Here is a 20,261-nt window from a genome sequence, read left to right as displayed (position 1 = left end):
TCGCATCCAATATTTTCGAATGGTGTTACCTCTTTTGTTAACAACCATCACAGGAATAGTCTATCAAGTCCTTAATTTAACAGGAGAAAGATGTGATTACCAACAAAGATAAATTTGAAGAACTAAAGAATCCATCAATAACTCCGCCACCTCTATTCGTACCAGCAGCTAATACAGAAAAAGAAGCGATCGCACTATCTTTACCCGAGGAACCAGAAAAACCAGCACCAAAGCGGATTAAACCGATCGCCTATATTCTGACAGGATTGGGCGTTGGGGCAGTTGTGGCGATCGCGTTTGGCTATCGTTATTGGCAGTATGCCTCCACCCATCAATCGACCGATAACGCTTCCGTGGTCGGGCATATTCACCAAGTTAGTAGCAAAATTGCGGGAACCGTCACCTACGTTCTCGTGAGCGATAATCAACAGGTGCAGTCAGGGCAGCTATTAGTGAAGCTCGATCCTAAGGACTATGAGAATAAAGTCCAAGAAGCAGAAGCCGCGCTAGAATCGGCAAAGAGAACGGCGAATGCCGCGCAAGCCAATATAGAACTAGCCTCTGAAACCACCAGCGGTAGGACATCCCAAGCTCAGGGAAATGTCGGCATTGCGCAAGCCTCCATTGCGAATGCCCAGGCGATCGCCCAAGAAGCCCAAGCGGGAATTTCCCTTGCTCAAGCACAGGTAGAACAGGCTAACGCCAGCTTAGAAAATGCCCAAACTGACTACAACCGTAATAACATACTGTATAAGGAAGGTGCAATTTCTAGTCAACAATTAGGTACCGTTAAAACCGCCTACGAGGTGGCGCTAGCTCAGAGAAATTCGGCAATCCAATCCGTGCAACAGGCTCAAGCAAGATTAGCCCAAGCACAGGAAGGAATCACCAGCGCTCAAGCCAAGCTTTCAGGATCTAGGGGTGAGTTGGCACAGGCCGTCGCCAGCGGTCAACAAACAACCGTTAATCGCAGTGAATACGAAGCTGCTCAATCCGCGATCGCGAAGTCAGGAGCGGTTCTCAAGGACGCACAATTGCAGCTTGCCTACATCGATATCTTCGCACCCAGCGCCGGACGTATTGGTAAGAAAAGCGTTGAAGTTGGCAACCGCATCCAAGTGGGCTCGCCACTCATGGCAGTGGTAGAGAACAATTACTGGATCGTGGCTAATTTCAAAGAAACCCAACTGAATCGCATTAAAGCTGGACAGTCCGTAGAAGTTAAGCTAGATGCCTTTCCCGACCGAGTTTTTATGGGTCGGGTAGAGAGCATTGCTCCAGCCTCTGGCGCTCAATTCGCACTTTTACCCCCCGATAATGCGACGGGTAACTTCACCAAAATCGTCCAACGTATTTCCGTCAAAATCACCCTAGACCCCCAAAGCCTCAAAGGATATGAATCGCGGATTACGGCAGGTATGTCTGCGGAAGTTACGGTTGAGATTAAGTAATATTCCGCCAACCCTATGCAAGCAAATGAGCCTAAATTCTTCCTACCTGCGCTGCGATCGAGAAACTATCGGCTGTTTTTTGCCGAACAGGGAGTATCTCTGATAAGGAATTGTTATCCCCTTACCCATTAAAGAATAGAAAACAGGCTTAGTTACGAATCGAGCAACCAGAAACAAAAACTATACCGTGTCAAAACCGTGGCGAATACCAGAGCAATTCGTAACCAACGCCAACTTTCTACTCGTCCACCCGATGATGTCCCTCTAAGAATCTGGATTGGGGTCGCTGCTAGTATGCTGGGCGCATTTATGGCAGTACTGGATATTCAAATCACGAATTCCTCCCTCCAAGATATCCAAGCCGCCCTAGGTGCAACCCTAGAGGAAGGTTCTTGGATTTCCACAGCCTATCTCGTCGCTGAGATTGTGGTAATTCCCTTGACAGGTTGGTTATCCCAAGTCTTCTCGATTAAACGTTACATCTTAGTCAATGCGGCGCTATTTATCTTCTTTTCTATCTGCTGCGCCTCTGCTTGGGACTTGTCCTCCATGATTGTCTTTCGCGCCTGTCAAGGAGCAACAGGGGGGATATTAATCCCGATGGCATTTACCAATATGTTGGTCACTTTGCCCCCATCTAAACAACCCATAGGCATGGCGTTATTTGGAATTACTGCCACATTTGCCCCTTCGATTGGCCCCACCTTGGGCGGATGGTTGACGAATAATTTGAGTTGGCACTATATCTTTTATCTCAATATCGTTCCTGGGGTATTACTCCTAGCGGGCGTGTGGTATGGCATCAAGCCGCAACCAGCGAAACCAGAATTGCTAAAACAAGGCGATTGGTGGGGAATCATCTCCATGGCGATTGGGCTAGCATCGTTACAGGTGGTGTTAGAAGAAGGGTCTCGCAAGGATTGGTTTAGTTCGTCCTTGATTGTGACGCTGGGCGCGATCGCGGCAATTTTCCTATCCATATTTTTCTGGATCGAATTAACGCGCAAACAACCATTTATTAATTTGCGGCTGTTACGCGATCGCAATTTTGGGCTGGCTAGTATCGTCAATATTTCACTGGGAGTGGGCTTATATGGTTCCATTTATCTTTTACCTTTGTATCTCGTGCAAATTCAGAAATACAACGCACTCCAGATTGGTGAGGTGTTAATGTGGGCGGGATTACCACAATTATTTCTAATTCCTTTTGTGCCGAAACTGATTCAGCTTGTGGATTTGCGCTTGGTGATTGGTGTGGGCGTAAGTCTATTTTCGATTAGCTGTTTTATGAATTCCGATCTGACGAATCTCAGTGGCATCGATCAGTTGCGCTGGTCGCAATTGGTCAGAGCCATGGGTCAGCCGTTAATTATCGTGCCGCTATCGGCAGTAGCTACGGCAGGGCTCTCAAAGGCTCAAGCAGGTTCGGCAAGTGGTTTATTTAACATGATGCGAAATTTGGGCGGTTCCTTTGGAATTGCCGCTTTGGCGACTTTGTTAACCCAGCGAGAGAAGTTCCACTCCAATCGTTTGGGGGATGCGGTGTCTTTGTATAATCTCGCAACGCAGCAGCGCGTAGATGAGCTGACCCAGTTGTTTGTCAGTAAAGGCTCGGATTTGATCGCGGCAAAGTCTCAGGCATATCAAGCGATCGCCAATACAGTTAGCCGCGAATCCTACATAATGGCTTTTAATGATTGCTTTTATTTCGTCGGTTTTGCCTTGTTATTGAGTGGTGTAGCAATTTTGTTTTTTAAGAAGGTGAAGTCTACCGATACTAGCGGCGCTCATTAAAGAAACGTTATCTGGAGTTACGGGAAAACTTATTTCTGTTTTTAGATGACCCCACGATTCCACCCACAAATAACGCAAGCGAACAAGCACTCCGTTGGAGTGTCATATTTAGAAAAATCACGAATGGCTTTCGTTCTGATTGGGGAAAAGATCTATTTGCGGCTGTTCGTTCTATTGTCAATACTGGAAAGCGACAAGGTTTATCTGCTTTTCAGTCGATTCTTGCGGCTTTGAACCCTCTCGAAGCCTTATTCCCTCTAAGTTGAGCAATTACCTAGATTTTTTTGCGATCGCCTATAAAGTACGGTACAGAAATTAGCAAAGCGATCGCCGATCGAGAAAGAAGATGCGATTTTTGGCGCAAGTTATCAAGCAAGATGTAAAATTTAAGTAAGAGTATAAAGGTAAATAGAAGATACGATCGCACCCTAATTTAAGTCCGAACAGCCAAGACACACAACTTAATGCAATTGATTCAAACTTTACCCACAGAAGTCGTCCATTTAATTGCGGCAGGAGAAGTAATTGACTCTTTGGCGGCGGTGGTACGTGAGTTGGCAGAAAATGCGATCGATGCCCGAGCTACCCGTTTGGCAATTTCAATTTGGACCGATACGCTCAGCATTCAAGTGAGCGACAATGGCTGCGGTATGGACTTAGCCGACCTCAAGCAAGCCGCTATTCCCCACACCACCAGCAAAATTCATTACAAACAAGATTTACAACAGATCGATAGTTTGGGCTTTAGAGGCGAAGCGCTACATAGCCTTGCCCAACTTGCCGATCTGCAAATTTGCAGTCGCAAGCATACCGACAATGCAGGCTGGCAAGTTCGTTACGACCATGCGGGGAATCTATTGGGCGATCCTAAAAACGTAGCGATCGCACTGGGAACAGTGGTTACGGTCGATCGCCTCTTTGCCACATTGCCCTCACGGTTGCAGGTACTGCCTGCGATCGCGCAGCAAGTTCGCAAAATCTAGATTGCCCCGTCACACTTTGAGAATCAAAAGTACAAACTACATCTAGCATTCGGCTTGTTGCTTGCGATTGCGGCTGATTGACTTGCCGTTCGGGAAAAGTCGTCCATGTCCCTACTGAGAACAGTACCCCTCTTCTCAATTCTCATACCCCGTCTGCTTGTGGGCTAGGTATGAGAACTGAAGTTAGGACGACAGATATAAGCCTCAATTAATCTGGTGTGCAAATCGTGCGAATGGGGGCACAATTTCTACCACCGTAATTTCTGCATACATTGTCAGCTTGATCTTCAGCAGTACTTGTATCTGTCGCCCAACCAGTCCCTACTGCGCCATTTGAACCTTCCGAAATTGACATACAGGCATTGCGTACCCATATCAACACTCTACAATCTCCTGCACCAGAAATACTCGTACACTGAGACAGCGCACTGCGCTCAGCGGCTGCACGGGTACTATAGTTCCATGCATAGCCTTTGTCACCCGTAGATCGAGAGTGGGCGATCGCCCCAAAACTTTGGGCATAAGCCTCCATACCACCAGCAACCACGAGAGGAAGAACAGCAGCAGCAGCGATCGCCAGAGAACTACAAAATTTCCGCACCATAAAAACCTCACTGAATCAATGTATCGACTTAATTTATATAGCCAATATTAAGGTTAAAGAAGATTAGAGATTTGTGATCTAGATCTCGCTCGCTTGTGTTTTTTAGCAATGACAGGAGCCTTTAAAAGCGATCGCAATTTGTGAATTGCAGACAATTAGGTTAAAACTATTATTGCAAGGTCTTAATACCATCAAACCGCAATATGCTTAGTCGAGTTGCTGACTCAATTTACTGGTTAAACCGCTATATCGAACGGGCAGAAAACGTAGCACGTTTTGTAGATGTTAATTTACAGTTAATGTTAGATTTGCCTTCCAGCGTACCGCAACAATGGGAACCTCTTGTGATGACTACAGGTGATTTATCCCTGTTCAAAGAGAAATATGGTTCCTCGACCTCAGAGAATGTAATTCAATTTCTTAGCTTCGATCGCGAATATCCTAATTCAATTCTTTCATGTTTGCAAGCTGCCAGAGAAAATGCAAGGTCTGTGCGAGAAATCATTTCCTCGGAGATGTGGGAGCAGGTCAATGACTTCTATCTGTTTGTAAAAGATGCTTCTCCTGGACAGCCTTTATCGGGGCTACATGAATTTTTTAATAAAGTGAAGTTATCTAGTCATCTGTTTGCAGGGGTAATGGATGCAACGATGACCCACAATGAAGGTTGGCACTTTGGTCAAGTGGGAAGATTTTTAGAACGAGCAGACAAGACTTCGCGTATTTTAGACGTTAAATACTTTATCCTTTTACCTTCGATTACCCATGTCGGTACAACAATTGATGAAATTGAATGGATGGCATTGCTCAAGTCGGCAAGTGCCTATGAGATGTATCGCAAGCGAGGATTGCATCGAATCACACCTCACCAAGTTGCCGAGTTTTTGCTTTTAGAGCGAGAATTTCCTCGTTCCGTGCAGTTTTGCGTTTTGCAAGCAGAACGTTCGGTCTATCAGATTAATGGAACCCCTCCAGGAATTTGGACAAATCCCCTAGAGCGATCGCTTGGACAGTTGAGAGCAGAACTAGACTACATCACGATTGAGGAAATCATTCAATCAGGTCTACATGAATGCCTCGATCACTTCCAAACCCGCCTTAATGACATTAGCAACAAGGTAGGGGAAACTTTCTTTGCACTAAAACCAGTTGTTTAAAACCCAATGGTCATACTCCCTTCCCTCTCAAAAAATAAACATAGGGTCTAAGGCGAAAATATGCTCTAAAACTCTCCATTAAAGTCATAAGCTGAAAAGTTAGAATCTATGAAAAGATTTAACTTTGACACCTAAACTTTTATATCTATAGGGATAAAGAGCTTTAAGCTCCATGCTTGATTTATGACGAACGCATTGCAAACGATCGAACGACTGTGGCGACACGAACTCATACCGATGCTGGCAAACCTAAAGCTAGCGATCGCGCTCTTGCTTTTGATTGCCCTCTTTAGCATTACGGGCACGGTGATCGAGCAGGGGCAATCTCAGGAATTTTACAAACTCAACTATCCCGACCATCCTGCCTTATTCGGATTTCTGACCTATCAAGTCATCCTGACCGTGGGGTTAGATCGGGTTTATGGCAGTTGGTGGTTTCTCTCGCTATTGATCTTGTTTGGTTCCAGTCTCGCTGCCTGTACGTTTAATCGTCAGCTACCGATGCTCAAGGTGGCAAAGCGTTGGTTTTACTACACCAAACCGCAAAGCTTCGCCAAATTACCGATCGCCACAGAACTCACAGGACGATCGCTCAACGATCTGTCTCAAGCGCTCATTCAAAAAGGCTATAAAGTTTTTCAAGCTGACGATCGCCTCTATGCCCGCAAAGGATTAATCGGCAAGGTCGGTCCCATCTTTGTGCATGCCAGTATGCTGCTAGTTTTGGCTGGGGCAATCTTAGGCGCATTAACAGGTTTTACCGCGCAAGAAATGGTTCCTAGCGGTGAGACCTTTCAAATCAAAAATATTACCGAATCTGGAGCATGGTCAAAGCCGCAGCTTCCAAAAGACTGGTCGGTGCGAGTGAATCGTTTTTGGATTGATTACACCCCTAACGGTGCGATCGATCAATTCTATTCCGATCTCTCTGTCCTAGATTTGGCTGGGCAAGAAGTCGATCGCCAAACCATTCATGTGAATAAGCCCTTGCGTTATCGAGGCGTAACCCTCTATCAAGCAAACTGGGATATTAGTTCCGTGCGGTTTACCCTCAATCGCAGTCCCGTTTTACAGCTACCTCTAACAAAGCTCAAATCTAAAACGAACGGTGGTCAAGTATGGGGAACTTGGATTCCGACAAAGACAGATCTCAGCGCAGGTGTAACCCTGCTCACGCCTGATTTGCAAGGTACGTTCTTGATCTACGATGAGAAAGGAGATCTGCTTTCCACGCTACGCTTAAATGGCAGCACCGAAGTGAATGGTGTCACGCTAACCATAAAGGATGTCGTCGGAAGTACGGGCTTGCAAATCAAGGCAGATCCTGGAATTCCCGTCGTTTACACTGGATTTGGACTCTTGATGTTGGGTGTAATCGCCAGCTATGTCAGCCATTCACAGGTATGGGCTTTACAGGTTGGGAATACGCTCTATATGGGTGGTAAGACCAACCGAGCCCAAGTAAATTTTGAGTCTGAAATGGTTCAGGTGATAGAGGATATGCCCAAACAGGAACTTCCATTGGTGAACTGTTAGTGAAGTAGGGGCAATTCATGAATTGCCCCTACCTCCAAATTCTCTTGGCGTTATATGCCAAAGTGGGTCAGGGCTGCACGAATTACGACAAACCATACCGTGAGGCTTGAGAAGAGGTAGAGGTAGAACCGAAGTATCACTAGATTGAACGTACAATGGACGGCGCTATGCAGTACCCGAAATATTACGAATAACCACGCAGCGTTGACATACACTGCATCCACCTGCTGCGTCACAAAGAGGTATAGTGCGATCGCATAGAAAACTACTGGCATCTCAAACAGATTCTTGAGGTTATCCGATGGATTGGATATACTGGGCGGCGAAGTCTCTGCAAATTTGCTCGGCTGGGCAAGGTCTTGGGGTGAGATCTTGCGACTGGTGATGAAACCAATCCGACGGACGTACATATATACCCAAACCACAAGTGTCAGAAATATGGTTGCAAAGAAGGGACTGAAAATATCTTCTTGTTTCATGGTTGCCTCTTAAACTAAACCGTTCTGACGATCGCTCGGCGCTAAATTTCGCCACACACTATGGACGAGACTTGCAGAAACATAGACCAGTATAAATCCAATCAGAGGATGGAGTACCTCAAGGTGAAAAGAAGTCTGGAGGTGAATGCTGAGAAATTGCAGTCCCAGTAGTATTGGCAGGCTTGCTGTGAGCTGTCGGATCTTGCGTGGGTAGGGTATAGCGAATACCCATCCCAATAAAACGAGAGACAACCCGCTATATCCTCGTACAAACCAAACGTGAATATCCCACCATGCAGGATTCTGAAAATAGGCAACCCCAACCGTGAATAGTTGAGTAATTAAACAGAGGTTGAACGCTACCGCAGCAACATAAAAGCCCATCTGCATCCAATCGATGGGAGTGCGATCGCTATCAGAATTTGTGACCATATCGAGTTATTTTTAAGATTAAAGCTACTATAGGCTAAGCGCTTCAATGCTTCTAGACCTCGATCGGGTACACTTTAAACGCCATTATCTATGACAAGTTCTTTGGGTCTTCTGTTTGAAGCCATCAACCAAACCCAGAGCGAACAAGACTTGCGATCGCAGATCGTGCCAAAAATTGGTGAATATTTTGCTGCGACAAGATGGGGGATCTTTTTCTTTGATTCGCTGGAAGATCTGCTGCGAAAACGATTTCCTTTATTAGATCGCAAGCTTGAGAAAATCCTAAGATTGGGGCTATCGGTCGAATATAATCCCGTGGTGCGTTATTTAGTCGAGCGTCATGCTCCCGTCCATGAAGCATTAGTCAGTTCGCCCAAGGCATGGGCGATCGTCTGTCCCCGTCCCGATCATTGGCATGTGATGGTCGGCCCGATCGTCCATCGCGGTCAATTGGTGGGTGCAGTCGCTTGTACCCGTGAAAAGTCAAGCCCTGCCTTTGATACGCAAAATCTATCGGATTTAAGCGCGATCTGTTTGCACCTGTCGGTTTGGGTCGCAACCCTGCGATCGCAAAGCGCTTCTACGAGTGCAGCCAGTCCACAGCAGCAACCTTGTCGAAGCGATCGCTTAACCCCACGCGAACTACAAATTGCCGAATTGGTGGCTTTAGGTCGCACAAATTTAGAAATCGGCAGGGAACTTTGGATTACGGAGAACTCTGTAAAGCAGGCTTTGAAGCGGATGTTCCGCAAACTTGAAGTTTCCTCGCGAGCAGAGTTGGTGGCAATAACGCTAGGATCCCTACAGACAAGCGTAAAAGAGCAATCTTTAAATTAGAGCTAAGTTTTTAAAATGTTCACAGTGATAATGTAATAATCTACACAATGACTATAGGAATACCGATCTATGACACTACGTTTAGGCGACACAGTACCTGATTTTACCCAAGATTCAACCGATGGCTCGATCAGCTTTCATGAGTGGATTGGCGATTCATGGGCAATTTTGTTCTCACACCCCAAGGACTTTACCCCTGTTTGCACGACCGAACTAGGTGAAGTGGCTAAACTTAAGCCAGAATTCGAAAAGCGCAATGTTAAACCCATTGCTTTGAGCGTCGATGATGTTGCCTCCCATAATGGTTGGGTGGGTGATATCGAAGAAACTCAAAACGCAAAGCTCAATTACCCAATTCTTGCCGATGCGGATAAAAAGGTATCTGAGCTCTATGGGATGATTCACCCCAACTCTAGTACTGGTAACACCTTGACCGTGCGTTCAGTATTTATCATCGACCCCAACAAAAAACTGCGTCTAACCTTAACTTACCCAGCTAGCACGGGACGTAACTTTGACGAGCTTTTGCGCGTGATTGACTCCTTGCAATTGACGGATGATTACAGTGTCGCTACACCTGCCAACTGGAAAGATGGACAGGACTGCGTGATTGTTCCTTCGGTATCTAATGAAGAGGCAAAGACGAAATTTCCTAAAGGCTTTACCCCAATTAAGCCCTACCTGCGTATGACGCCTCAACCTAATAAGTAATAGGAATGTAGGTTGTATTCCAGAAAATCAGAAAACCTGAATTACACACTGTAAGGGCAATCCCCCTGTGGTTGCCCAGATGTCTAAGCGTAGGGGCAATCCCCCTACAGAATGTTCGGTGTAACCGAGAAATTTACAGGTAGTAAAATTTTCAAAAGATCTAAAGGGATTGCTTCAAAGCAACCCCTTTAGATCGAACCCTACCAATTCTCTTCCTCATTACTCGTTTTTTCCCAAAGTTCCAAATCTAGTTCTTCTAAATAGACAATGGCACTTTGCAGTTGGTGGCTCGTACCAGTTAACTCTAGGGTAAACCAACCATCTTCCTGCGAGTTTTCGCCGAGAATGGCAGCAGTAATATTGACCAATAAGCCATGATCGATGACGAGACGAGAGATAATCGGTTCTTGGTGATAGTTCCTAGGAACCCGCATCGTAATCTGGTTTGTCATTAATCGGCTATCGTCTTCAGGTGAGGTAGCATTAGGGTGAGGCTCATTGCCTCTTTGGGCGAGCATTTGTTTGTCTCCTACTCAAAAAGTTAGATTTTATGTTTGTAATTTGTTTGCAACATCTACTAGGGTAACCAATGTGAGCAACAAGTGGGTGTGATCTTGGTTACTGAGGGAGAATAACATTGCTTCCCAGAAATCAGCGACTTCAAAAAGAGGGGTTTTTATAGTCATTAGCATTCGGCGATTAGCTATCAGCTTTTTCAAAAGCCTTGCTCCACAAGCTTTATCCACAATAGATAAGCAAATTTACCTGAAGGCTTATAAAAGTGAAACTTCCGATCGCTCTAAAAACTGTCAGTAAACATGAAAAAATATTTCTATTGAGGTCATTTAACATAGCGAATTTTGAATTGATGACGCAAGCACTAGCTACAGAAGAATTTGTGATTTTGGTTGATCAAAGCGATCGCCAAGTGGGTGTTGCTGAAAAACTACAAGCCCATCTTGACGGCAAATTGCACAGAGCCTTCTCAATTTTTGTGATGAATGCTAAGGGTGAATTGCTTCTACAGAAACGCGCCAAAGCCAAGTACCATTCGGGAGGTTTATGGACAAATACCTGTTGCAGTCATCCACGACCGAATGAAACGCTGGAGTCTGCCTGCGATCGCCGTTTGCAAGAAGAAATGGGCTTCTCTTGCGAGCTTAAAGAATTATTTAGCTTTGTCTATCACGCCAAACTCGATCGCGGTCTGATCGAACATGAGTACGATCACGTCTTTTTGGGTAGCTACGAAGGATCGCCGATGCCCAATCCTGAAGAAGTGGAAGATTGGCAATGGATGGGCTTAAAAGCTTTACAAACAGACATTCAACAAAATCCCCAGCACTACACCTATTGGCTGCGCGAATGCCTAGAACGGTTTATTGAAATCTTGAGAGGATAGAGCTATGGCGATCGCAAACCAAACAAAAATTTCAATCGGATCGCTCTTGGCTGGAATTTATATTGCCGCACTCTCTCCCATTACCTTGTTTGTGAAACCTGCGATCGCGGCTTCCTTGTCACCAACACCACTGCAACCAAGTTCTACCCCAAAATCTCCCGCAGAAACGCTATTCAACCAAGGCGCAGAACAGTATAAAGCCAGTCAGTTTGAAGCGGCGATTCAGACATGGCAAAAAGCACTCCAACTCTACCAACAACAAAACGATGCCAAAGGCGAACTCTCGGTTTTAGATGCGATCGGATTAGCCTATCGATCGCTAGGGAATCATAAGCAAGCGATCGTTTATTGTCAAAAGCAATTGGTGATAGCTCGTAAACTTGGCGATCGCGTCGCAGAAGCCAATGCCCTCGGAAATCTTGGTAACAGCTTTCGTTCCTTGGGTGACTATGGCAAAGCGATCGAATCCCACCAACAGGGGTTACTCGTGCGCCAAGCCATCAAGGATCGGGCTGGTGAAGGGATCGTTCTCTCTAGCTTGGGAAATATCTATTTCAATTTAGGTAACTATAATAAGGCAACGGAATATCTGGAACAGAGTTTGCAAATTGCTGAAGAGGTTAAGAATAAAATTGGCGTTGTGCTTGCGCGAGCAACCCTAGGCGCGATTTCCAGCGCTCAAGAGGACTACAAAGAGGCAAGAAAACATTACGAACAGAGTCAAATCGAAGCCCAAAAAATAGGTTTTATAGAAGCAGAAGGAAACGCTCTAAATAATTTGGGCGGTATCTATCATGTTAACGGCGACTTCCAAAAAGCGATTGAGTACTATCAAAAAGCCTTGGCGATCGCGAAAACAAAGCAAAACCTTCGTCTAGAAGCTGGTGCTAACGGTGGAATTGGGCTTGCTTATGTCAGTCTCAAGGACTACGCCAAGGCATTAGATTTCCAAGAAAAAAGCTGGCAAATTGCCCATCAAATCGGCGATCGGCAACTGGAGGCATCGACGTTAAATAATTGGGGCTATAGTCTTTGGAAACTCAAAAAATATCCAGAAGCCGAGCAGAAGTTTCGCAGGGTTTTAGAGATTCTCGAATCCTTACGCGATAATTTGGGGGATAGCGATAAGGTTTCCATTTTTGATACTCAGATTCATACCTATAACCTCTTGCAACAGATTCTCGTCGCTCAAAATCAATATGATGAAGCGCTGGAAATTGCCGAGAGGGGGCGATCGCGCGCCTTTGCCGAACTTTTGTCGCGCCGCTTAACTAGCAAAGATCAGACTAAAAATCAAGCTCAAAATTCAGTCCAAAATTCACTAGCAACGATTAAATCACCGACGATCGCGCAAATCAAAGCGATCGCCAAAGCCCAAAATGCCACTCTCGTGGAATATGCCCTCATGCCCGACGATAGCTATCTCGTGCAAGGGAAACTTAAGGGAACCTATCACAAGCTGTTTATTTGGGTTGTTAAACCCACTGGTGAAGTAGCCTTTAAACAGGTCGATCTCACCCCTTTAGAAAATCCTCTTGTGGATGTCATCAGCGATTTACGTGGGGTGATTAATTCTAGGAATGTGGCACCTATTTCTAGTAAAAACCCCGTACTTAAAGCCTATCCTTGGTTGCGCGATCTCAATGGGATCCTAATTCAACCGATCGTAGAGCTACTTCCCACTGACCCCTCGGCACGAATTATTTTCATCCCTCAAGGGGAATTATTTCTAATTCCATTCCCTGCCCTCTTGGATGCTTCGGGCAAACATCTGATCGAAAAACACACGATTCTTACGGCTCCTGCTATTCAAGTTCTCGATCTCACCCACCAAGTCAGACAACAGGTAAAATTGGCGAACCTGCAAGATATCCTAATTGTCGGCAACCCGACAATGCCCAGTATTGGCATCCCGCCTCGTCAACTTCCCGATCTGCCAGGTGCAAAAGCCGAAGCCGAAGCGATCGCGAACTTGTTCAAAAAAGATAGCTCTTTCCATACCGATTTACTCACAGGTAATGACGCCACGATCGCAAATGTGGAAAAACTTATGGGCTCGGCAAGGATCGTGCATATGGCAACGCATGGATTGCTAGATGAGTTTAAGAGGGACGATCGGGATAAGGAGGGTGCTGACATTCCTGGGGCGATCGCCTTAGCTCCAGACCAGAAAGATCGGAACGATCGAAACAAACGGGGACTGCTCACCTCGGGTGACATTTTAAAGCTGCGCTTAAATGCAGAACTGGTGGTACTGAGCGCCTGTAACACTGGACAGGGAAGGGTTACAGGCGATGGCGTCATAGGCTTGTCTCGTTCTCTAATTACCTCAGGGATTCCCAGCGTGATCGTATCGCTGTGGTCAATTCCTGATGCTCCCACAGCAACGTTAATGGCAGAGTTTTATCAGACCTTAAAGCTCAAGCCCGATAAGGCTCAAGCCCTACGCCAAGCGATGTTAGCAACCAAGGCTAAATTTCCTGACCCCGTTAATTGGGCGGCTTTTACGCTAATTGGCGAGGCAGAATGAGTTAGCGAATATCGTACCCAAATAAATTAGCGTCCACCTCATCCAGTTTGAGATCGGCTAAACCATACTCAGCCCAGCGGAGATCGACCATAGCCGCGACATCAGGATCGCTTTCTAACGCTTCTCCCCATTCATGATCGGTTTCGGGGGGAACCTTAGTGGTGGCATCAATTCCCATGCGACCGCCCAAACCAATTTGCTCGCTGGCAAAATCTAATGTATCAAAGGGTGTCTGGGGCAAAATAAACACATCCCGCACGGGATCGACCTTAGAACTTAATGCCCAAACCACTTGACGCGGATCGCGAATATTGATCGTTTCATCTACGACAATCACAAACTTGGTATAGGTGAACTGGGGTAACGCGCTCCAGAATGCCAAGGCCGCCCGTCGCGCTTGACCTGGGTATGATTTTTTGATCGAAATAATGGCTGCCTTATAACTCAGGGCTTCCATCGGCAAAAAGAAGTCAGTAATTTCTGTAACCTGCTGCCGCAAAATCGGGGTGTAGATGCGATTGAGCGAGATCGCCATCATCGCTTCCTCTTTCGGCGGTCTGCCACTAAAGGTGGTGAGATAGATGGGATCTTGGCGGTGGGTAATGGCTTGAAATCTCACCAAGGGCGAATCTTCCACGCCGCCGTAATAGCCCATGTGGTCGCCAAATGGCCCATCAGGCAAAACTTCCCCTGGGGTAATCGTTCCTTCTAGAATAAACTCAGCTTGAGCGGGAACTTCCAAGTCAATGGTTTTGCACTTGGTAAGCTGTACGCCCTCGCCGCCATAGAGTCCAGCAAAGATCCATTCCGATAAATCCACTGGAATGGGTGTTGCGGCTGCCATGATTAATAAAGGATCGACCCCCAAAGCGATCGCAATCTCTAGCTTCTTGCCCATCTCGGCAGCTTTGCGTAAATGTCTGGCTCCCCCACGTACAGACAGCCAATGCACGGTCATCGTATCCTTTGACTGCTGCTGCAAGCGATAGACACTGATATTCGGAATTCCATTTTCTGGGTCTTTGGTAATCACTAAACCCAAGGTGATCACCTTCCCCGCATCATGACACCAAGGCCGAATCATCGGGATGATATTCAGATCGACCTGGTCGCCTTGTAATACGACTTCTTGACAGGGGGCATTGCCAAAGAGAACTTTCTGTGGACGAGACTTAACAACATCAAAGAGAATCTTACCAAAGTCGATCGCTTGGGAGATTTTTTTTGGAGGTTTAGGGCTTTGAAGTTTTCCCAGTTTTTCTCCCAATGCTTCCAGTTCCATTTGGTCTTCCATATCCATTGCCCAGCACACCCGCTCGACTGTGCCTAGTAAATTCACGACGACTGGCGTACTTGAACCTTTGACATTCTCAAATAGTAGAGCTGGTCCACCAGATTGCAGGAGTCGATTGCTAATCTCGGCAATTTCCAAATCGGGATCGACCAGTGCTTTAACGCGATGAAGTTGATGGCGTTGCTCTAACAAATTTAAAAAAGATCGAAGGTTACGTGTCATGAAAAAAAAGGCTGATTGAGATCTGCCCTCCCATTATAGAGATATGATACTGATATCCCCATACCTCTCGGACTACGTCATTAGGTATGAAATTCGCAAATTCTAATTTTCTATTCCTTAATATACATTCATAAATTTTAATATTTCTTTACGGTTATTAAGGTCGATCAAACGACTCGTCATTACGATAAACCTTACGTTCAATTCAATATATAAGGAGCTAAATTATGTCAGTTACTTTAGAGTCAGCTCGGTCAATCTTTTCAAGCACAAAAATTGCTGATGTGGTAGTTCAAACTACCGATGCATATAATAAACTCAGTGTCGAAGACCAATTGGCTTTACTTTGGTTTGCTTACACTGAAATGGGTGTGACAATTACCCCTGCTGCAACTGGATCTGCAAGCATGATCTTGGCAGAGCCTACCCTGAATGCAATCAAAACAATGTCTGCAGCAGACCAATCTCAGGTAATGTTCGATCTTGCAAGTAATGCTGACACAGAAATTGGAAGAACTTACTCTTCGTTTAGAGTCAATACTAAACTAGGCTTTTGGTACGAGCTTGGTCAAATGATGAAACTTGGTCAAGTCGCGCCTATCCCAGTGGGCTATAAGCTCAGCCCAGAGGGTTCGGCAGTACTGACATCGATCAGAAATCTCGATCCAGGTCAGCAAATCACCGTTCTGCGTAACACGGTTGTCAATATGGGTCACAACCCATCTGTCGGGCAAGAATATGCCAAGCGCGAAGCCCCAAAAAGCGTGCCAACATCCCTTTCAGAGCGGGTTCAAACCAAAATCGAGGGCGTTACCAACTACACCGTTCTCAGCTATATCGACTACATGAATGCCTATGAATTTACACTGGCAGCGGGTTTGTTTGCCGAAGAAGGCGCATTACAGCCGCCATTCCAAAAGCCAATTGTGGGACCAAAAGCGATTTTGACCTACATGGGCGAAGAATGTCAGGGATTAAAAATGCTCCCTGAGCGCGGTGTAGTCGAATCCATTGAAGATGGCTATACCCAAATTAAAGTCACTGGTAAGGTTCAAACTCCTTGGTTTGGCGGCGGCGTTGGCATGAACATCGCTTGGCGCTTTCTCCTCAATCCTCAAGGTAAGATTTTCTATGTCGCGATCGATTTGTTGGCATCTCCTAAGGAATTACTCAACCTTGCGCGTGGTTAAGGTATCTCTAAAATAGAGTAGACCTCCTTCACAACAAACGTAGCCTTGAAAAAAACAGAACTGCGATCGTCCGATCGCAGTTCTGTTTTTTAAGGGTGAAAACGACCAATTATCTAGCTGTTACCTTAAGAGGGCGTACAAGCTGCTCGCCCCTGCTTGGAAAGAGGCGTAATTTCCGTAGTGAAGGCTTCAAAGGCTGGTTTAAACACTTCTGATTTAAACGGTTCGGCTTTAGGGTTCTTATCGCCAATTACTTTGATCGCTTGGGCGAGGTTAACGATCGCTTTGGCATAGCCAGTTTGTAACTCCTTTAAAGTAGCTTCCGATAGCTTCACCTCTTGCACACCTTGGGCGATCGTGTTGAGAAACGTAAAGGCTTCCTCTGAAGTTTTGGGCTCAACCTGCGTGATTTTTTGAATTGCCGTACCTAAGGCAAGACAATCTGCACCTCTGTCCGCAACCTTAAGAGCTTGAGCGAAGCTAGGCGTAGCAAAACCTAGACTCAAAACCACTAACAAAGCACAAAAAACATACCGATTTAAAAATTGCATGAAGTCTTCCTGTAGGGACTCAAATTGAAAATTACCTGAAAAATTGTCCGCAACGAACTGGCTTAAACATTACCCAAATTAAAAGGTTTCACAACACATTACAGGGATTCTCAGCGATCGCGCGTCATGTGGAGCCAGCTTCTAGTGATTGGGTTTATTCGAGACAGCAACCCTGCAAGCAAGGCTGTTAAGAGATTACAGCAGCACAAACAAGATATAGAGTTCTCTTTATGAAAACTCTATAAACTTTCTCGATCTATCCCTTTGTGGAGATCGCCACAAAGGTTTAAAGCAGCGTCGCAAGTCCCTTAAAATCAAGATCGCCGTTTTTTTGCTGCGGTAAACTAGTATCTGTAAATACGGAAACTTTTGCCGCGATCGCGATCGCCACATTTCATAGCAACATTTCACAGCCACCAAAAACCATGAACAACGTCGAGTTTTTAGATGAATATGAAGTCATTGTCGTAGGGGCAGGTCATGCAGGCTGTGAGGCGGCGTTGTCATCAGCAAGACTGGGGAAAAAGACCCTACTACTCACGCTCAATCTAGATCGGATTGCTTGGCAGCCCTGCAACCCTGCGGTGGGGGGACCCGCAAAATCGCAATTGGTGCATGAAATCGATGCCCTCGGTGGCGAAATTGGCAAGATCACCGATCGCACCTATCTGCAACGGCGCATTCTCAACCGATCGCGGGGACCTGCGGTGTGGGCATTGCGAGCGCAGACCGATAAGCGCGAATATGCGGCTGAAATGAAGAAGGTGGTAGAGAATCAAGCCAATTTACAGATACGCGAAGGAACGGTCGTTAACTTGGTACTTAAAAATTTGGGGGGCGATCGCAAATCGGTTCTAGGGGTAGAAACCCAATTTGGCGTCGGCTATGGCTGTAAAGCAGTGATTCTCACCACAGGAACCTTTCTCAACGGTCAGATCTGGGTGGGAAATCGTTCCATGTCCGCAGGCAGAGCGGGAGAATTTGCCGTCACAGGTCTAACGGAAACCCTGAATGAATTGGGCTTTATCACAGATAGATTAAAAACTGGAACCCCTGCAAGAGTCGATAAACGCACGGTGGACTACAGTAAAATGGAACCTCAGCCCCCCGATGAAGATCGGAACTGGTTCAGTTTCGATCCGACCGCTTGGGTGGAACGCGAACAGATGAATTGCTACCTCACTCGCACCACGGCTGAAACCCATCGTATCATTCGAGAGAACCTCCATCTTTCGCCTGTATACGGTGGCTTTATTGATGCCAAAGGTCCTCGCTACTGCCCCAGTATTGAGGACAAAATCGTGCGATTTGCCGATAAAGAAAGCCATCAGATTTTTATCGAACCCGAAGGCCGAGAAATTCCAGAACTCTATATTCAGGGCTTCTCTACGGGGTTGCCCGAACCGATTCAACTCCAGATGTTGCGCACGCTCCCCGGACTAGAGAACTGCCAAATGCTGCGGGCTGCCTATGCGGTGGAATATGATTTTATTCCTGCCACCCAATGCTTTCCTACCCTGATGACGAAAAAAGTGGAAGGTCTATTCTGTGCAGGTCAAATCAATGGCACGACGGGCTACGAAGAAGCGGCTGCCCAAGGTCTGGTCGCAGGTATTAATGCCGCTAGGTATGCCAGCGAAACAGAGATGCTGACTTTCCCTCGCCATCAGAGCTACATTGGGACTTTGATTGACGATCTCTGCACCAAGGATCTGCGCGAACCCTACCGCATGCTCACGAGTCGCTCGGAATATCGCTTACTCCTGCGTTCTGATAATGCCGATCGACGCCTCACCCCCTTGGGGCGTGAAATTGGCTTGATCGACGATCGCCGTTGGCAGCTATTTATCACCAAGCAGGCAAATATTGAAGCAGAGGCAGAACGGCTGCAAAATACGCGGATTAAAGAACACGAAGAAGTGGGGCAAGCGATCGCTGCTTCCACAGGGGAGGTGATTCACGGCTCGATCACGCTTGCCGACTTGCTCCGCCGCCCAGGAATTCGCTATCTGGACTTAACCCGCTATGACTTGGGCAATCAAAAACTAGATGCGATCGAGCAGCAATCTGCCGAAATTACAATCAAATATTCTGGATACATTCAACGGCAACAGTTGCAAATCGAGGCGACTGCCCGTCAGAGCGATCGCAAGTTGCCATCTCAGCTCGACTACAGCCAAATTGAGACGCTCTCCATGGAATCGCGAGAAAAATTGAATAAAATTCAACCACTGACGCTGGGGCAAGCCAGTCGCATTGGTGGGGTCAGTCCTGCGGATATTAATGCTTTACTTGTATATTTGGAACTTGCCAAGCGTAAATCGAGTGGTTTATAACCTTGAGGAGCGATCGCACTGGTGTTCCAAGAAACATCTATTGAGAGTGTCAAGTAAATTGTGTAAACTCTGAAATCTAGATATGGAGGCGATCGCGGGGGACAGAAATTTCTGCTTTGCCAAATTCGCCTTGGATTGTTTTCTGGCTGTAGCCATTTCTGGTGTTACTTTCTGGATTTAGGTTTGCGTTCGTGTTTCTCGTAACCCAGGTGTGTTGATAGTTCGGCTTCCAGCGCTCGTTCTACTAAAGCTGTGGTCAGTTGCTTGAGAATCCCCGCTTCTCCAAATAAACCTGGTGGGGTTTTGTAGTCTTTCAGCAGTTCGTCCAGTATTTCCTTTCGAATCGGCATTTTCTTTTTTCCTTGTGTAATGTATTGTTGTCTCTGTCTACCTTTTACAATTTACACAATCTAATTTACAGTCTCCTTGCCCTCGCTAAGTCTCCAACTAGAATAGTCAACACCCAAAGCAATCATATCTTTGCTTGTTACTATGCCTTTGTGAAGTTATACCATTTTCAAAAAATGATGCAACGCATCTTTTTGAAAAGACCGCGCTCGGCGCGGAACCCCAAATTCGATCTGTTGCAAATTTAAAAGAAATTGGTATTAGAGTTTTTGCGGGTAAAAACTTTCCTGAATCACTTTGCGATTAAGGAAAAGTTATATTTGAATGCTATCAGAGCCAGTTTTGCTGAGCTTCAGAGACTTTCCGCTCCTTCCACGTAAGGTCAGTTAATAGTTAAAAAACGA

At 46.0% G+C, this 20,261-nt stretch carries 18 protein-coding genes and 2 pseudogenes; 13 read left to right on the top strand and 7 right to left on the bottom strand.

The features are described 5' to 3' along the window. Window positions 1-92 precede the first annotated feature (92 nt). From ACP2WE_RS08090 to mutL, 4 genes are all read left to right on the top strand, one after another. A complete protein-coding gene (locus ACP2WE_RS08090; protein WP_425215043.1) occupies window positions 93-1,451 on the top strand; it encodes an HlyD family secretion protein in 1,359 nt (452 codons plus the stop codon). A 198-nt stretch (window positions 1,452-1,649) separates the two neighbouring features. Next, window positions 1,650-3,245 (top strand): MDR family MFS transporter, encoded by a 1,596-nt coding sequence (locus tag ACP2WE_RS08085; protein WP_425215042.1) that lies wholly within the window; start codon window positions 1,650-1,652, stop codon window positions 3,243-3,245. A gap of 11 nt (window positions 3,246-3,256) precedes the next feature. Continuing rightward, window positions 3,257-3,511, top strand: coding sequence for an IS66 family transposase (locus ACP2WE_RS08080; protein WP_425215071.1), 255 nt, complete (start codon window positions 3,257-3,259; stop codon window positions 3,509-3,511). A gap of 198 nt (window positions 3,512-3,709) precedes the next feature. Beyond that, complete coding sequence (gene mutL, locus ACP2WE_RS08075) at window positions 3,710-4,228, top strand: DNA mismatch repair endonuclease MutL (RefSeq protein WP_425215041.1); 519 nt, start codon at window positions 3,710-3,712, stop codon at window positions 4,226-4,228. Between the two features lie 208 nt (window positions 4,229-4,436). Here mutL and ACP2WE_RS08070 read toward each other — a convergent pair whose 3' ends face one another. Then, window positions 4,437-4,832: a DUF4189 domain-containing protein gene (locus ACP2WE_RS08070; RefSeq protein ID WP_425215040.1), complete on the bottom strand. Its 396-nt coding sequence runs from the start codon at window positions 4,830-4,832 to the stop codon at window positions 4,437-4,439. A gap of 203 nt (window positions 4,833-5,035) precedes the next feature. Between ACP2WE_RS08070 and ACP2WE_RS08065 the strand changes: the two genes are divergently transcribed. Beyond that, the gene (locus ACP2WE_RS08065; RefSeq protein ID WP_425215039.1) at window positions 5,036-5,989 is read left to right on the top strand and encodes an alpha-E domain-containing protein; all 954 of its coding nucleotides are present in this window, start codon (window positions 5,036-5,038) and stop codon (window positions 5,987-5,989) included. A 183-nt stretch (window positions 5,990-6,172) separates the two neighbouring features. Beyond that, entirely contained in the window at window positions 6,173-7,525 is a 1,353-nt protein-coding gene (locus ACP2WE_RS08060) for a cytochrome c biogenesis protein (protein ID WP_425215038.1), read from the top strand. A 50-nt stretch (window positions 7,526-7,575) separates the two neighbouring features. Here ACP2WE_RS08060 and ACP2WE_RS08055 read toward each other — a convergent pair whose 3' ends face one another. Both ACP2WE_RS08055 and ACP2WE_RS08050 read right to left on the bottom strand, forming a co-directional pair. After that, window positions 7,576-8,004 (bottom strand): MAPEG family protein, encoded by a 429-nt coding sequence (locus ACP2WE_RS08055; RefSeq protein WP_425215037.1) that lies wholly within the window; start codon window positions 8,002-8,004, stop codon window positions 7,576-7,578. A gap of 9 nt (window positions 8,005-8,013) precedes the next feature. Further along, window positions 8,014-8,436 carry a DUF6220 domain-containing protein gene (locus ACP2WE_RS08050; protein ID WP_425215036.1) on the bottom strand — a complete coding sequence of 141 codons (423 nt, stop codon included), beginning with the start codon at window positions 8,434-8,436 and terminating at the stop codon, window positions 8,014-8,016. A 90-nt stretch (window positions 8,437-8,526) separates the two neighbouring features. Here ACP2WE_RS08050 and ACP2WE_RS08045 point away from each other — a divergent pair, with 90 nt between their 5' ends. Both ACP2WE_RS08045 and ACP2WE_RS08040 read left to right on the top strand, forming a co-directional pair. After that, a complete protein-coding gene (locus ACP2WE_RS08045; protein WP_425215035.1) occupies window positions 8,527-9,273 on the top strand; it encodes a helix-turn-helix transcriptional regulator in 747 nt (248 codons plus the stop codon). Between the two features lie 69 nt (window positions 9,274-9,342). Beyond that, window positions 9,343-9,984: a peroxiredoxin gene (locus tag ACP2WE_RS08040; protein WP_425215034.1), complete on the top strand. Its 642-nt coding sequence runs from the start codon at window positions 9,343-9,345 to the stop codon at window positions 9,982-9,984. A 200-nt stretch (window positions 9,985-10,184) separates the two neighbouring features. Here ACP2WE_RS08040 and ACP2WE_RS08035 read toward each other — a convergent pair whose 3' ends face one another. Next, the gene (locus ACP2WE_RS08035) at window positions 10,185-10,502 is read right to left on the bottom strand and encodes an NIL domain-containing protein (protein ID WP_425215033.1); all 318 of its coding nucleotides are present in this window, start codon (window positions 10,500-10,502) and stop codon (window positions 10,185-10,187) included. A 350-nt stretch (window positions 10,503-10,852) separates the two neighbouring features. On the opposite strand from ACP2WE_RS08035, the gene idi reads away from it, so the two are divergent. Together idi and ACP2WE_RS08025 are read left to right on the top strand one after the other, a co-directional pair. Next, window positions 10,853-11,386, top strand: coding sequence for an isopentenyl-diphosphate Delta-isomerase (idi, locus tag ACP2WE_RS08030; RefSeq protein WP_425215032.1), 534 nt, complete (start codon window positions 10,853-10,855; stop codon window positions 11,384-11,386). Between the two features lie 4 nt (window positions 11,387-11,390). Then, window positions 11,391-13,916: a CHAT domain-containing protein gene (locus tag ACP2WE_RS08025; RefSeq protein WP_425215031.1), complete on the top strand. Its 2,526-nt coding sequence runs from the start codon at window positions 11,391-11,393 to the stop codon at window positions 13,914-13,916. Between the two features lies 1 nt (window position 13,917). Here ACP2WE_RS08025 and ACP2WE_RS08020 read toward each other — a convergent pair whose 3' ends face one another. Continuing rightward, window positions 13,918-15,432: a UbiD family decarboxylase gene (locus tag ACP2WE_RS08020; protein ID WP_425215030.1), complete on the bottom strand. Its 1,515-nt coding sequence runs from the start codon at window positions 15,430-15,432 to the stop codon at window positions 13,918-13,920. A 227-nt stretch (window positions 15,433-15,659) separates the two neighbouring features. Between ACP2WE_RS08020 and ACP2WE_RS08015 the strand changes: the two genes are divergently transcribed. Beyond that, window positions 15,660-16,622, top strand: coding sequence for an orange carotenoid protein N-terminal domain-containing protein (locus ACP2WE_RS08015; RefSeq protein WP_425215029.1), 963 nt, complete (start codon window positions 15,660-15,662; stop codon window positions 16,620-16,622). A 125-nt stretch (window positions 16,623-16,747) separates the two neighbouring features. Here ACP2WE_RS08015 and ACP2WE_RS08010 read toward each other — a convergent pair whose 3' ends face one another. Further along, window positions 16,748-17,173 carry a beta/alpha barrel domain-containing protein gene (locus ACP2WE_RS08010; protein ID WP_425215028.1) on the bottom strand — a complete coding sequence of 142 codons (426 nt, stop codon included), beginning with the start codon at window positions 17,171-17,173 and terminating at the stop codon, window positions 16,748-16,750. Window positions 17,174-17,598: 425 nt separating this feature from the next. Here ACP2WE_RS08010 and mnmG point away from each other — a divergent pair, with 425 nt between their 5' ends. Beyond that, on the top strand, window positions 17,599-19,509 hold the full coding sequence (gene mnmG, locus ACP2WE_RS08005; RefSeq protein WP_425215027.1) for a tRNA uridine-5-carboxymethylaminomethyl(34) synthesis enzyme MnmG: 1,911 nt from the start codon (window positions 17,599-17,601) through the stop codon (window positions 19,507-19,509). An 88-nt stretch (window positions 19,510-19,597) separates the two neighbouring features. Here the strand turns inward: mnmG and ACP2WE_RS08000 are convergent. Beyond that, window positions 19,598-19,859 (bottom strand): annotated as a pseudogene (locus ACP2WE_RS08000) (transposase); the annotation flags it as partial. A 258-nt stretch (window positions 19,860-20,117) separates the two neighbouring features. On the opposite strand from ACP2WE_RS08000, the pseudogene ACP2WE_RS07995 reads away from it, so the two are divergent. Continuing rightward, window positions 20,118-20,237: pseudogene (locus ACP2WE_RS07995) on the top strand (IS701 family transposase); the annotation flags it as partial. Between the last annotated feature and the right edge of the window lie 24 nt (window positions 20,238-20,261).

The organism is Tumidithrix helvetica PCC 7403 (assembly GCF_965232925.1).
Classification (GTDB): domain Bacteria; phylum Cyanobacteriota; class Cyanobacteriia; order Pseudanabaenales; family Pseudanabaenaceae; genus Tumidithrix; species Tumidithrix helvetica.
Note: the sequence above shows the minus strand (reverse complement) of the source record. Positions and strands in the feature narration are given on the sequence as shown.

Bases quoted from the DNA above. Each gene is read 5' to 3' on its own strand.
- ACP2WE_RS08040 (WP_425215034.1), top strand. From the start codon at position 9,343: ATGACACTACGTTTAGGCGACACAGTACCTGATTTTACCCAAGATTCA.
- ACP2WE_RS08025 (WP_425215031.1), top strand. From the start codon at position 11,391: ATGGCGATCGCAAACCAAACAAAAATTTCAATCGGATCGCTCTTGGCT.
- ACP2WE_RS08015 (WP_425215029.1), top strand. From the start codon at position 15,660: ATGTCAGTTACTTTAGAGTCAGCTCGGTCAATCTTTTCAAGCACAAAA.
- ACP2WE_RS08065 (WP_425215039.1), top strand. From the start codon at position 5,036: ATGCTTAGTCGAGTTGCTGACTCAATTTACTGGTTAAACCGCTATATC.
- ACP2WE_RS08060 (WP_425215038.1), top strand. From the start codon at position 6,173: ATGACGAACGCATTGCAAACGATCGAACGACTGTGGCGACACGAACTC.
- mutL (WP_425215041.1), top strand. From the start codon at position 3,710: ATGCAATTGATTCAAACTTTACCCACAGAAGTCGTCCATTTAATTGCG.
- ACP2WE_RS08070 (WP_425215040.1), bottom strand. From the start codon at position 4,832: ATGGTGCGGAAATTTTGTAGTTCTCTGGCGATCGCTGCTGCTGCTGTT.
- ACP2WE_RS08010 (WP_425215028.1), bottom strand. From the start codon at position 17,173: ATGCAATTTTTAAATCGGTATGTTTTTTGTGCTTTGTTAGTGGTTTTG.
- ACP2WE_RS08035 (WP_425215033.1), bottom strand. From the start codon at position 10,502: ATGCTCGCCCAAAGAGGCAATGAGCCTCACCCTAATGCTACCTCACCT.
- ACP2WE_RS08050 (WP_425215036.1), bottom strand. From the start codon at position 8,436: ATGGTCACAAATTCTGATAGCGATCGCACTCCCATCGATTGGATGCAG.
- mnmG (WP_425215027.1), top strand. From the start codon at position 17,599: ATGAACAACGTCGAGTTTTTAGATGAATATGAAGTCATTGTCGTAGGG.
- ACP2WE_RS08055 (WP_425215037.1), bottom strand. From the start codon at position 8,004: ATGAAACAAGAAGATATTTTCAGTCCCTTCTTTGCAACCATATTTCTG.
- ACP2WE_RS08045 (WP_425215035.1), top strand. From the start codon at position 8,527: ATGACAAGTTCTTTGGGTCTTCTGTTTGAAGCCATCAACCAAACCCAG.
- ACP2WE_RS08020 (WP_425215030.1), bottom strand. From the start codon at position 15,432: ATGACACGTAACCTTCGATCTTTTTTAAATTTGTTAGAGCAACGCCAT.
- idi (WP_425215032.1), top strand. From the start codon at position 10,853: ATGACGCAAGCACTAGCTACAGAAGAATTTGTGATTTTGGTTGATCAA.